This is a genomic window from uncultured Paraglaciecola sp., from assembly GCF_943787955.1.
In the GTDB taxonomy this organism is placed as follows: Bacteria; Pseudomonadota; Gammaproteobacteria; order Enterobacterales; family Alteromonadaceae; genus Paraglaciecola.
Genome location: NZ_CALSOK010000025.1, coordinates 13,602 through 26,544, shown reverse-complemented (window position 1 = coordinate 26,544; position 12,943 = coordinate 13,602). Strand labels below are relative to the sequence as shown.

9 protein-coding genes are annotated in these 12,943 nt (G+C 42.2%); 6 read left to right on the top strand and 3 right to left on the bottom strand.

Annotated features, from left to right (window positions below; all coding sequences use genetic code 11):
- Positions 1-154: 154 nt before the first annotated feature.
- The 3 genes from Q0Y52_RS19110 to Q0Y52_RS19100 all read right to left on the bottom strand — a co-directional run bounded on the left by Q0Y52_RS19110 (position 155) and on the right by Q0Y52_RS19100 (position 3,657).
- On the bottom strand, positions 155-400 hold the full coding sequence (locus Q0Y52_RS19110; protein ID WP_297824121.1) for a thioredoxin family protein: 246 nt from the start codon (positions 398-400) through the stop codon (positions 155-157).
- Positions 401-613: 213 nt separating this feature from the next.
- Positions 614-1,384 (bottom strand): DNA alkylation repair protein, encoded by a 771-nt coding sequence (locus tag Q0Y52_RS19105; RefSeq protein WP_297824120.1) that lies wholly within the window; start codon positions 1,382-1,384, stop codon positions 614-616.
- Positions 1,385-1,974: 590 nt separating this feature from the next.
- Positions 1,975-3,657 (bottom strand): Na/Pi symporter, encoded by a 1,683-nt coding sequence (locus Q0Y52_RS19100; RefSeq protein WP_297824119.1) that lies wholly within the window; start codon positions 3,655-3,657, stop codon positions 1,975-1,977.
- Positions 3,658-4,359: 702 nt separating this feature from the next.
- Here Q0Y52_RS19100 and Q0Y52_RS19095 point away from each other — a divergent pair.
- From Q0Y52_RS19095 to Q0Y52_RS19070, 6 genes are all read left to right on the top strand, one after another.
- Entirely contained in the window at positions 4,360-4,830 is a 471-nt protein-coding gene (locus Q0Y52_RS19095) for an RT0821/Lpp0805 family surface protein (RefSeq protein WP_297824118.1), read from the top strand.
- A 9-nt stretch (positions 4,831-4,839) separates the two neighbouring features.
- The gene (locus tag Q0Y52_RS19090; RefSeq protein WP_297824117.1) at positions 4,840-5,235 is read left to right on the top strand and encodes a DUF302 domain-containing protein; all 396 of its coding nucleotides are present in this window, start codon (positions 4,840-4,842) and stop codon (positions 5,233-5,235) included.
- 143 nt (positions 5,236-5,378) lie between these two features.
- Positions 5,379-6,803: a wax ester/triacylglycerol synthase family O-acyltransferase gene (locus Q0Y52_RS19085; protein WP_297824115.1), complete on the top strand. Its 1,425-nt coding sequence runs from the start codon at positions 5,379-5,381 to the stop codon at positions 6,801-6,803.
- 175 nt (positions 6,804-6,978) lie between these two features.
- Positions 6,979-8,607 (top strand): chaperonin GroEL, encoded by a 1,629-nt coding sequence (groL, locus tag Q0Y52_RS19080; RefSeq protein WP_297824114.1) that lies wholly within the window; start codon positions 6,979-6,981, stop codon positions 8,605-8,607.
- A gap of 91 nt (positions 8,608-8,698) precedes the next feature.
- Positions 8,699-10,225: a DegQ family serine endoprotease gene (locus Q0Y52_RS19075; protein WP_297824113.1), complete on the top strand. Its 1,527-nt coding sequence runs from the start codon at positions 8,699-8,701 to the stop codon at positions 10,223-10,225.
- 186 nt (positions 10,226-10,411) lie between these two features.
- Positions 10,412-12,802 carry a hypothetical protein gene (locus tag Q0Y52_RS19070; RefSeq protein ID WP_297824112.1) on the top strand — a complete coding sequence of 797 codons (2,391 nt, stop codon included), beginning with the start codon at positions 10,412-10,414 and terminating at the stop codon, positions 12,800-12,802.
- Positions 12,803-12,943 lie beyond the last annotated feature (141 nt).

Below are 12,943 nucleotides of genomic sequence, written 5' to 3'. Positions count from 1 at the left end.
CTGACCACGCAGAGGTAAACACAGTATCAACTTTCATTTTGTAATTGACCCAATGGGTATGCATAATGAAACATCCAGGATCTGCAATAATCGTGAGTAAGAAAGTGGAGCAAGGTAATAGCGTTTGCTTAAAAAAGCCTATTTTGATCTCAAGCTATCTATGCTGAGAAGACATTAGCAGCTTTTTTAGTTCACTAAAGCTGGCGACTTTGCCTTCCACTACTATCTCGTCATCTATGAGCAGTGCCGGTGTATGCATTATGCCCGCTGTTAAGATATCAATAGTCTCTGTGATCCGTTCCAACTCATAATCGATATCTAAGGCCGTGGCAGCTTGGCTAAGATGATCTTCAAGCATCTCACATTTATTGCAAAGACGACCGTACAATGTGCATTTCATATATTGGTTACTCTTAACTATGGTACGTCAACAATATGCTCTTAAACCTTTATTTTTATTGACCTTGATCAACTTGTCTACTAGTCATTGGCACTTTTATACATCACAAAATACAGTCTCGACAAGCCCATTGAAGGCGATGTTTTAGCATCGAACTGATTAGGCTCAACAGGCGTAAGTGCCAACTTGTTGCAACACATATTCAACTTATGCCTAAACAGCATTGACATTTTTGGGAAGTGGACAATCGAGTGTTAACCCTGTATGGGTGGCAAATATTGACTCGCTAGTGTGTGTTTGTTTGATGTTATTGATTGTAATATCCCATTTAGCTAACTCATTTTTGACCAGAGCAGAGTGGTTTTTGCTGATGTCACGCAATGCATTTCCGACGGAATCTCTCACATACGCACTTTCATCGTTTTGAAGTGCGCTCAACAATTGGATGGCAAGCGCTGGATGTTTAACGAAGTAGGGGCGCTCTGTCCACACCCTCAAGCCTTCTGTCACTGCCCGGCGTACATTGGGATCCGCATCTGCTAACCATTCCCTGATAACAGACAGGGCATTTTTATAGCCGATGTCTGCACAATATCGGTTAAAGGCTTTCGCCATTATCTCTGTTACATGCCAATCAGTATCTTGACTGACTTGTAACTTCAAAAACGCGAGGCTTTCGTTTGATTTGGCTGCCAACCGGCCAAGAATACAAACTGCCAATGATCGTGCCTGATATAATTCTGAAACATACAGTCGTTTGGCAAGGAGTAAACACTGTTTTGCAGACTGTTGATAAAACACTTCATCCGCAGTGTTTTCAATATCCAAACAACCATGTTGAGGTTTTTTAACATGTTGTATAAATCTCTTCATAACCTCTATTTCATTTGTTCCCGCTGTTTTTATACATGCCTGAATGACTGCGCCTTGATGGCTAATATGCAAATTATCGATAGGTGCATAAGTGCGGTTTGCTTTATCCATCGTTTAAATCCTTTTGTTGAACAAACACAAAACAATGTAACTATTGATAAAATATAGCTATTTAATAACAATAAGCAAAGAGACAGTGCAAATGGGTTTTCTATTTGTACTGACCTTTAAATTTTAAAAGCTGAAATGATAGAAAGTCCTGATCATCATCAACTTAAGGCTATGTTGATGACTTTATTATCCTTATCCTTATCCTTATCCTTATCCTTCTGGGAGGCATTAAGCTACCGGCAGAGGCACCTAACTCACAAAGGAATAGGTTGTGGTTAACATTTATTTGTAACCCAGTGTGTGGCGAAAATAACAGACAGTAATCGCAGACAATACAACTGCCGGTGGTTGACAGTAACGGAATATTGTCAGGGCTGATCGATATGGAAATTATTTTAAAGATTTTATGTCAGGATTTGGGCAAGATACTTGCGCTTATTAATACCGAACGCAATATCGAAAAGAGCCTTAGGTCATAGTCTTACTATGCTCGCTAACAATCTTAATATCGCTGATATCTTTGAAAAAATTGCGGATATTCTGGATATACAGGGCGGCAATCGCTGAGTTTAATATTTTTAGGCGCTTTTTTAACTGGACTGCTCTTTGCCAGGGCTTTTAGCTAAAGAACTCTTGGTTAAAGAACTCTTGGTTAAAGAACTCTTGGTTAAGGGATTCTTAGCTAAGGGACTCTTGACTAAAGGGAATTTGAGATTGGCAAAATTAGTGAGCTTGTCTTTTAATCTTTGGGAATAAGTAATGAAATTAGTCAGCGCTCCCGCATCAACCCTTGTTGGGTCAACCAGTAAAGTGAGTAAATCACGATTGGCTGCATCAATGTAATGTTGCAGCTCTTTTGCATGGGTTTTAATGTCGATGGCTACATCGTTTTTGATGGCTGCATTAACTTCATCAAAAAATCCCAGCGTTTGACTGGATAATTCTCGCACCAAAATTAATACATCGCTTTTTAACTCTATATATTGAGCATTCATCACCCGTTTTGAATCAAACAGATCGGTTATTGAGTCGTGTATCTGAAATAAATAGTCAAATTGATTAATCAATTTAATTAAATGCCTAGAATCATTTTTTTCTCTGATCAGCGACACCGATTTTGCAAAGTAATTCATATATTCTTTTTTGATAAATTTAATGTAATCAATGCGTTTATCTGCAGCATCAAACACTCCATGGTAGTTTGTTTCAACACTTAAGGTGACTGTATTGTAGTTTTCTTGAAGGAAGAAAAATAAGTCTGCAGCGCCTTTATCAAGTTTATTTTTGACTTGCACGAAATTATCATTTTCGTCAAACACCGGTAATTCAAGTCGGGTGAAATCCATTTTCCCTTCACCAAGGATGAAATCAATAAAACGTGTGAATGGGTTAATGAAAAGAGTGAAAATTAAGCTAGTCGCAAGGTTAAATACCAAATGGATATTTGCCAATGCGATGGCCGGTTCCATTTCAATGGTGCTCAGGCGATGGCCAAACACAATCAACAGTGGCATGAATATAAGCACGCCACCAATGTTGAATAAAAAATGGCTTAAGGCGGCTTTTTTAGCGGCAATGTCCATGTTAAATACTGCAATAAATGCGGTGGCTGTTGTGCCAATATTGGCACCCATAATGATCGGTACTGCGTTTTCTAGACTCAATAAGCCCTGCATGGTAAAGACAATCGCCAGTCCGGTTGTCACTGAGCTGGATTGAACAATAGCCGTAAAAACACAGCCAAGTAAGATGGCATATATGGGGTTTTGTGGCTGACTCAATACTTTCATCAAAGCTTCATTTGTCTGCAAAGGCTCAAGTGATGAAGCAATCAAATTTAGGCTAAAAAATACAAAACCAAAGTAAAAAATAGTTTTGCCAAAAATAGCCATGCGTGAACGAATAATAGATAAAAAGAAGCCAATGATAATCAGGAATGGCGCAAAACTGGTTAATTTAAAGGCCACCAGTTGGGCTGTGATGGTAGTACCCACGTTACTACCAAAAATTATGCCCACGCTATGCTTAAATGACAATACACCTGCATTGACCAGACTAATCGTTATCACAGAGGTGGCTGAACTTGATTGGATAACTGCAGTGACCAAAGCACCAATCAATACACCGACTAATGGCAATTTGGTGGCATTGCTAAGAGATTTTCGAAAATGCTCACCAGAAACACGTTCAATTTCTCTAGAAAAATTCTCTAGTCCGAATATAAATAAAATGATGGCAGTCATGCCGGCTATGAATATGGACAGACTCTCCATAGGTTATTTCACTCCATTTCAGATGTTTTGTTGGTTACCAAATGTCATTGTGTGATTGTAATCTGCACATTTTTAATAAAACTGATGTATATCAAATAGCCATCTTTTAGCCGGTGTTAATGATGGTGTCCCGCACACTGGTAACACTGACTTTTCAGCATTTATCAATACTTCTCAGCACTTCTCAGTACTTCCAATATTTTCTCAGTATTTTTCACCATTGCCAAACGTAGCCATTTTGAAGTGCGACGCTAGTAACAATGAAACCCGATAACGTTGAAAAGGACTGACTGCTTTTTTATGCCCAAGCTTTACCGGACTGTCCTGTGCAACGGTTACATTGGCAACTTGGAGGAGGCGCTATATAGATTGGGGAAAACAGAATGCACTTCTTTGAATCGATTATTTGGGCTTAAATCTTGATGTAAGTCAAAACATGCTAATAAGATTTACTTATCTTATTAGCATTATTAGCATTGTGATTGGGCACGTCAATGTATGTCCATGGTATGCCCCAGTAAACGATAAACAGGATGAACAGTAAACATACACAAATTAAGTATTAAAAAGTTCTGGGTCTCAATGTCGATACCGAAAAAACGGCTCATAAGATATCCATTTGGGCGTCGGATACATCATGCTAAGAAAAAACACATCAATAATAAGTCAATGTTCAGTCAATCAAGTCAAGAGGGGATGATTATGTTTACGTATCTGAAAAGAGCGGCGCTCATGTTTTGTTGTGTCAGTACTGTACTGCTCACGTCATGTGCCACGCCCCGGGGCGATAACGAAGCGGGTGGCATGATTATCGGTGGCATTTTAGGGGGAGTGCTCGGCCATGAAATCGGCGGTGGCCATGGTAGAGCCGCGGCCACTATCATTGGCACTATGATAGGCACTAGCATTGGTGGCAATGTGGGGCGCAGTATGGATAAAACAGATCGCCTATATGTGGCGCGTTCATTAGAATCAGTGCGCACCGGCGTCAGCACAACTTGGCGTAATCCGGACTCTGGATATCAGTATAGTGTGGTACCCACCCGTACTTATAATGTGAATAGTGCACCGTGCCGAGAATATACCCTGGATGCCAGTATTGGGGGTAAAACCGAACAAATTTATGGTACAGCCTGTCGACAGCCAGATGGCAGCTGGAAGGTAAAAAATTAGAGGGTGGGTATGTATTACATAGTAGACTCAGAAAAGTCCTTTGAGCAGGCATGTACTTGCCTTGAGTCTGCGATGATTGATCATGGTTTAAGTCATGATTTTAGTGTGTTACATGTTCATGACCTAGGCAAAACCTTGCGGGCTAAAGGCATGACATTTACACCCCAGTGTAAGATTTTTGAAGTCTGTCATCCCCTCCACGCTGCCAACATATTAACTGGGGATATGCGTGTAAACATGCTGCTACCCTTTCGCATATCGGTATATACCGACCAAGGTAAAACCCATATTGGCCTTATCAAGCCAGCCCCCATGCTCGCTGCGTTATCTGATAGTCCTTCCTTGTTGCAGATTTTTGAACAAGCGCAGGCAAGTATCATTGAGATGATTGACGAGGCTAAATAATGAGAGCTAAGTGATCAAGACAAAGCGTCAAGGCTAAGTGATCAAGGCTAAGTGATCAAGGTTAAGAAAACGCACGATGATCTTCAAAGGTGACATATGTTTGTTATGCAACATGACGCGCTCCAATCTAGACGAGTTTTTTGATGAAAGCCCTGTCAGGCTTGGATGCCTCATTTTTATACTTAGAGACGCCCAGAATGCCGATGCACATTGGCAGTATGGCGATTATTGAAGGCACCATTAACTTTGAAGATTTTAAAGCTTACATTGAGCAACGTTTGCATCAGGTTGAAAGGTTGCAGCAAAAGGTGGTGTTTGTACCTTTGGGTCTGGATCGCCCTTATTGGGTGCAAGATCCTAATTTTGACTTGGATCGGCATCTGTTCTGCACGGCGCTACCAAAACCCGGAAGATGGCAAGATCTCAGGGACCTAGCTTCTCAGGAATTCTCCATACAATTGAGCCGCGAAAGACCTTTGTGGGAATTTATTTTTGTGGAAGGTCTGGACAATATCCCCCAGGTACCTAAAGGCTCGGTGGCGCTGCTAAGCAAAATACATCATGCAGGGTTTGATGGTAAGGCGGGGATAGAATTGATGACCATGTTATATAATTCATTCGCTGAGGTCAGCGAAGCGCCAGTATTTGCCGACACACCAATTGAAGCCACGCCAAGCGCATTTAAATTGCTAAGCAAAAGTATGCTGCAGCTTGTCTTAAGGCCAAGCAAACTCCCACGCTTGATATTGAGCAGTGCGCAATCCGCTTTTAAGGCGGGTTACCTCCATCAAATTAAGCAGATTAGGCTGCCAACCTTGCCTTTTACTGCGCCTGATACGTTCCTTAGCGATGCGGTGGCGGTGGAACGCAACTGGGACAGCACAATACTGGATTTAGTAAGGATAAAAGCGCTGCGCACTTTGGTAGATGGTGCCACCTTAAATGACGTGGTATTAGCTATTTGCGCCGGGGCGCTGCGGCGTTATTTTTTGGAAAAACAGCAGTTACCTGAACAGCCGCTGGTGGCGATGGTGCCTATATCAACACGCGATCCTGACAGTGATGACCCCATGGGTAACCACGTATCAGTGATGTTTATTCAGCTGGCCACTGATGTGGGCGACCCCCTTAAACGCTTGCAAAAAATTCAGCTTAATACCTTGGTTGGCAAACTCTATCAAGACATGGCTGCGGCGAATAGTTTGATGTCCTATGCCGAACTGGTACCCTTTGGTTTGGCCGCCATGGCTAGCCGTTTTTATTCGCAACTCTTGCTGGCTAAACGCATTCCTCCCCCTTTTAACGTTATCATCACTAATGTGCCTGGGCCGCAAAACCCTTTTTACTTAGCAGGTCATAAACTGTTGTTTAATATGGGCATGGGGCCTATCTACGACGGTGTGGGCTTAATCATTCCCGTGCTGAGTTACAACGGCACACTGACCATTAGCCCTACAAGCTGCGCCAAACTTATGCCGGATATTGCACTGTTTTGCCATTATATCAGGGAGTCAGTTGATGAACTGGAAAGGGCAGCGGCGAACAAAAGACAAGCCGATACCTTTTAAGCGCCTAGGCATACACAAAAATCAGTCCACAAAATACGGCTGTTGTTAGCCTGTATACAGCCAAAGAAATTCATCAATCCAAATTTTGACGCGGGTCAATATACTCATCCACTAAAACGTAAAAATCAAGTCGAGACAATTTAACTTAATTTAATTTAACTAGGCGTTGATAAAAATGACAACAAAACACATAAAGTTTAGTGATGATGCTTGGCAATCTTTGGCCAGCGGAGCCGATATTTTGGCCAATGCCGTGAAAGCCACATTAGGTCCCCGTGGGCGTAACGTGATCATTGAAAAAAGTTACGGTGCACCAGTGATGACAAAAGACGGCGTGTCTGTGGCCATGGAAATTGTACTGGAAGATAAGTTTGAAAATATGGGCGCACAAATGGTCAAAGAAGTGGCTTCTCATACCTCAGATGCAGCGGGTGATGGGACCACAACCGCCACTGTGCTGGCTCAAGCCATGTTGCAAGAGGGCTTGAAATCAGTCGTTGCAGGAATGAATCCAATGGATATTAAGCGGGGTATTAGTAAAACCGTTAAGGCTGCGGTAGAACAATTGCAAGCTTTGTCTGATGCTTGCAAAGACAACAGCACCATCGCTCAGGTCGGGACCATTTCGGCTAATGGCGATGAGGACATTGGGCGTATGATTGCTCAGGCCATGTCTGCGGTGGGCAAAGAAGGCGTTATTACAGTCGAAGAGGGATCTGGGCTGGACAATGCATTGGACGTGGTGAAAGGGATGCAGATTGATAGAGGGTTTTTATCACCCTATTTTATCAATGAAAAAGACAGCGCAACCGCTGAGCTTGAGCACCCCTATATTTTATTATGCGACAAGAAAATTTCCAATGTACACGACTTGTTGACGTTACTGGAAACTGTGAGCAAAGAAGGGCGCTCATTGCTGATCATGGCTGAGGACGTTGAGGGTGAGGCGCTGGCCACATTAGTAGTCAATAGCCTAAGAGGTATTATTAAAGTGGTAGCGGTGAAAGCCCCGGGTTTTGGTGATGGCCGCAAGGCCCAGATGCAAGATATCGCCCTGTCAACGGGGAGCACGGTGATTGCCGAAGAGCTTGGCTTAACCCTTGAAAAAATCACAATAGACAACCTAGGCACGGCCAAAAAAGTCATAGTCGACAAAGAAACCACTACCATTATTTCTGGTGCAGGCCATGAAGATGATATTCAGGGGAGAATAGCGCAGTTACGCAAAGAAATTGGCCAGACAACGTCCGACTATGACAAAGAAAAATTGCAGCAACGACTGGCAAAGTTATCGGGTGGGGTGGCAGTGATCAAAGTGGGTGCCACCACTGAGCTTGAAATGAAAGAGAAAAAAGATCGTATCGATGACGCACTCCATGCTACCCGTGCAGCAGTGGAAGAAGGCATAGTGGCTGGTGGAGGGGTGGCGCTGATCAGAGCCATGCAAGCGTTAAATGTCAAGCAACTCAAGGGCCACAATCACGATCAAAATGTGGGGGTTGATATCGCCATGCATGCGATGCAAAGGCCATTACGTGAAATTGTCGCCAATGCAGGAGAAGACGCATCAGTGGTGCTCAATAAAGTGAAAGAAGGTGAAGGGCATTTTGGTTACAACGCACAGACAGAGCAATACGGCGATATGCTAGAAATGGGCATTATTGACCCAACCAAGGTGGTGCGCGTTGCCTTACAAAACGCCGCTTCTATTGCGGCTTTGATGATCACAACCGAAGCAATGATAGCCATTGCTCCTGAAAAAGAAACCCGCGCAGGCATGCCCGGTGCGGGTGAGATGATGTAAGCGGTAGCGGTTATTTATCAGCCCGCACATAGTCGATATTGACGGCATTTAAGAGCATCGATAAGTGCATGTTTTTAGGGAGAAGAAGGTGATGACAATTTTTAAAGGTACTTTTCATTGTGATTTTAGCCGCGTGTTATGGGTTTTTTTATGGGCGTTATGGCTTACGCCCGCCCAAGGAAAAACCCAAGACAATGGGATTAACAGTTTACGCCAAACCAGCAAGGCCTTTGCTTCCGTTGCCCGCACAATATCGCCTTCGGTGGTGTTTATTCAAGTGGAAAGTAAAGCTTCGACCACTCGCCATTTTCCCTTTCCTTTTAATGACAATGATTTATTTGGTAAGGATCTATTTGAACGTTTTTTTGGTGAACGTTTTCGTGATCATTCGCCGCCAAATGTGTCACCAAACATGCCACAAAACATGCCACAAAACATGCCACAAAATCAACCTAAAGTCATAGGTCAGGGCTCGGGTTTTGTGTTCTTGATCAAAGACCGCTTGTTGTCTGATGTTAGTTATATTCTCACTAATAATCATGTGGTAGAAAACGCTGAAAATATTAAGGTTATTCTGCAAGATAAACGTGAATTCACGGCAAAAGTGGTGGGCACCGATCCCCAGTCAGATGTGGCCGTGTTAGAGATCAACACCAGTACATTACCGGCTTTAAATTTGGGCGATTCATCCGCCTTAGAAGTGGGTGAATGGGTCATTGCAATTGGCAACCCTTTTGGATTAAGTCATACCCTGACAGTCGGTGTGGTCAGTGCAAAGGGACGTACCAGCCTTGGTATTAATGACTACGAAGATTTTATCCAAACCGATGCGGCCATTAATCCGGGCAATTCTGGTGGTCCATTGGTGAACCTAGATGGCGAGGTGGTGGGTATGAATACGGCTATCTTTTCAAGAAGTGGGGGATATATGGGTATCGGTTTTGCCATTCCCATTAACCTTGCCATAAGCATTGCTGAACAACTAACGAATAAGGGTAAGGTAACGCGCGGGCACTTAGGGGTTGTGGTTCAGGAATTATCTGCCGAGCTGGCTGACTCCTTTGATTTGCAGCAAAATGAAGGTATTTTGATTGCACAGATCATGGAAAACTCACCGGCTGCTGAAGCTGATTTACGTGAGGGGGATGTGATTATTGGTTATCAAAAAAAGCCTGTGACCAATGTTGGTGCTTTTCGTAATTGGGTGGCATTAAGTCCACCAAACAGCCAACAAAGCCTTAGGGTTTTACGAAATGGTAAACCCATAAACCTCACTGTCACTATCGGTCATCGCGATAAAGATCCCCAGTTTGCTCAGACCGCCAAACAACCCAGTGCAGAGCTGGGACTCACCGTACAGACTATTACCCCAAGTTTGGCTCAGCAATATAATGTTAAGCAGGGTAAAGGGGTGCTGGTCACCGCCATTACAGCGGGTTCGGTCGCGGCCATGGCGGGTATGGACCAAGGTACTGTGATTTTACAAGTGAACCGAGTACCCATCAATAGTACCGAGCAGTTTAGCCGTGCTCTGAAAAAAAGCAGCCAAGATAAATCTGTTTTATTACTGTTACTCAAAAATAACATGCAACGTTACGTTGTGTTGAACTGGTCTTAAGTGGCTTATAAAAGTGGATGTCTACCTGAGCGGTCCGACGTCCCCGCTGATTAAACCAAGGCTAATATAGAGCGTTCATAACTGTCTCTAGTCTGAATAATTCAAGACTACCGAGTGCGGTAGGCAGATGTTGTGACAATGCACACCCTACACAAAACCCAATAAAATCACATGGATGTTTACACTATGAAAGTAACTAACACTTGGATACTCCTAGCGACTATTTGTGTTTTCTTTAGCGCTTGTAATTCCACCCAAGGTAATAACCGTTCGGTAAAAAAGAATACACAGATAAAATTAGCTCCCATATCAGAAGAGGTTGTTAATCAGGATTGGCTAAGTGTTATTCATTGTGATGGGCACAATTACTGGTTTAATACTCAACTTGATTCTGTGGGCCAAGATTTAACGGCGAAGTTCAGTTTAAATCGCAACATTGATAGTTACAGGCGACCTCGTCTTAGTATTCCTGTAAGTGAAATGACTGGAATTATTGAAATGCGATCAGGAACTTTCACCCTCAATCGCCAAGAAAAACCATCAGCTTTCACACTTATTCAAGGCGTATTTAGTCAAAGTGATAGTGTTATCGCCGCTCGGGCAAGCACTGCGATAAGACCATTAGAAGGATGTTCAAATATGGTTATGGTTCCCGCAACTGAACATCAAAAATTGCATAATATATTTGCCCAAATAAATAAAGGGAAGGCTAAATTAAATCAACAACGTTCAGCCGGAAACAATCTATTTGGTCGCCCCGCGCAAAGATACAACCCAGGGGCTTTCAATTACTGTACCCGTCAAACTAAGCAATGGTTGAATACGTTTTTCACTAAACATGCTCAGAAAATTTACGGCTGGGGAAGTGAAAAGTACGTTCAGGCCATGTACGATAACGACGTATTTGCAGCGCATTTCGGGCAGCCTTATTACTCAAAACCCATCGAGTTTTTAAATAAGCTTAGTCGTCAAATAAACGCTACTCATTATTGTTCTGCGTCTAAGGAGATCCTTCAGAAATATCGGCATTCTCTTACGGATTTCACTAAGCCTCTCGCAAAATATAACGAAAAAATCATCGTCAACAGCCGCGCTAATGCAGTGTATAAAAAGTGGTTAATGGTAATGGTGCCAGCTATTGCGAACGACAGCTATATTGCAAATGTGGCTAAGCCGGTTTTTTTTTACGATTGGATCCGCCCCTTTTTGGAAAATGCTGAAACCAGTGCCTTGATGACCATCCAAGCATCAACAGTGACATTGCTGAATGCCAAGGCTAGAAAAATATCATCGGGTAAAGCGATTTCGTTAATAGATTCGACAATTGAATCACTGGTTTTAGAGGTCGATGGTCTCAATGAATTGGCTGACTTTAGGTATTTAAATCAACGTTATGTGCGTAATCTTGCCGAGAATGAGCGCAACGATATTGTTGACAAAATTGGACGTAAACTGAATGCGGTGGCCCTACCCGTTATTGTGGAAGACTTAAGTCGACGGACAAGTGTAGAGCACTATTATAGTGTGCAGAATTGGGATAAAACCTACGCTCTAATACTTGGTTATTTAACGCCCGACAAAGTAACAGTAATATCAAATGCGGCAATTAAACAACAAAGCATCATTGCGAATACTTATATTCAATCAATCACCAGAAGTTTTGCGAATGATGTTTATCCAATAAAGGATAAAACTCAGCAACTAATGCGTTGTGAAAACGTTGTGAGGAACGCAGAGAAAAAATACCTGAGATTAAAAAATAATCCAGATTTTAAGAAAGTGATTGCCACTAGAAAAAACCAATGCGCTGGCTATCTATTGGTATTAAAACCGGAATATATATTTCGAATCAGTAAAACCAAAACCTTAAGTTCTCTGGCAGACTTAGAAAAGTACTATGGTGAATTTATTGATCTTTCTTCTCGTAAAGCTAAAGATATTAACTGGACCATTGTTTATAGACGCAAAATATTGCTCGCTAGGTATTACAGCGCATTAACCTCAAGGGGAAAGAGTGAGTATCAAAAAACCGGCATTGTAGACACATTCGCAGGCAAATATTTTTTTAGTGAACGAGGGCGTTTGATACAAGAGTTTCCAACGGCAGTTAACAGCAAACCCGGGGCGAAAATTTGGACTGTACTGAACAATTCAAAAGGATTTAATCTGCAAACCCAATTCAACCAGAAGCGAGAGCTTGATATCAAATGTAATGTAGATACTAATGATATTCGTAAAGTTGCTTTGAAAAGAGCAAATCAGTCTAATCCCAACTATGTTATTTTGTTAAAAATGAGTGGTAATTTTTATGGTGCTTACACCGAGAGCACAAATTTTTTTGGTAATAAAAATACCAAAGCTGATCATGTAGAGTGCAACTATCAATACCAGCTATCGCTTTATTTACCTTCTCAAAATTTCAATTCATCGAAACAAGGGGATCGCCCCTTATTTGAGCTGTCAAACACGATTAAGGTAGAAAACGTTAGGTTATCAAACGGATATTTAGAAAAAATGATCGCGGGGGAAATTGACTATCTACTGGATGTATTTATTCCAAGTAAATTACAAGATTAACAGTCGAAATTCACTGGGTTGTGCAATCAACATTCGTTGAACCCAGTGAAGTGCAGTAGTAACAAAAATTAAAGTTTATCCCAGCCCCCATTTTCACTAGCGCCTTAAATGTCACAATCTGCGGTTTTGTTAGCTGAACCC

Excerpts from the sequence above, each read along its gene's own strand:
- Q0Y52_RS19070 (WP_297824112.1), top strand. The coding sequence starts at position 10,412 with ATGAAAGTAACTAACACTTGGATACTCCTAGCGACTATTTGTGTTTTC.
- Q0Y52_RS19075 (WP_297824113.1), top strand. The coding sequence starts at position 8,699 with ATGACAATTTTTAAAGGTACTTTTCATTGTGATTTTAGCCGCGTGTTA.
- Q0Y52_RS19095 (WP_297824118.1), top strand. The coding sequence starts at position 4,360 with ATGTTTACGTATCTGAAAAGAGCGGCGCTCATGTTTTGTTGTGTCAGT.
- groL (WP_297824114.1), top strand. The coding sequence starts at position 6,979 with ATGACAACAAAACACATAAAGTTTAGTGATGATGCTTGGCAATCTTTG.
- Q0Y52_RS19085 (WP_297824115.1), top strand. The coding sequence starts at position 5,379 with ATGAAAGCCCTGTCAGGCTTGGATGCCTCATTTTTATACTTAGAGACG.
- Q0Y52_RS19090 (WP_297824117.1), top strand. The coding sequence starts at position 4,840 with ATGTATTACATAGTAGACTCAGAAAAGTCCTTTGAGCAGGCATGTACT.
- Q0Y52_RS19105 (WP_297824120.1), bottom strand. The coding sequence starts at position 1,384 with ATGGATAAAGCAAACCGCACTTATGCACCTATCGATAATTTGCATATT.
- Q0Y52_RS19110 (WP_297824121.1), bottom strand. The coding sequence starts at position 400 with ATGAAATGCACATTGTACGGTCGTCTTTGCAATAAATGTGAGATGCTT.
- Q0Y52_RS19100 (WP_297824119.1), bottom strand. The coding sequence starts at position 3,657 with ATGGAGAGTCTGTCCATATTCATAGCCGGCATGACTGCCATCATTTTA.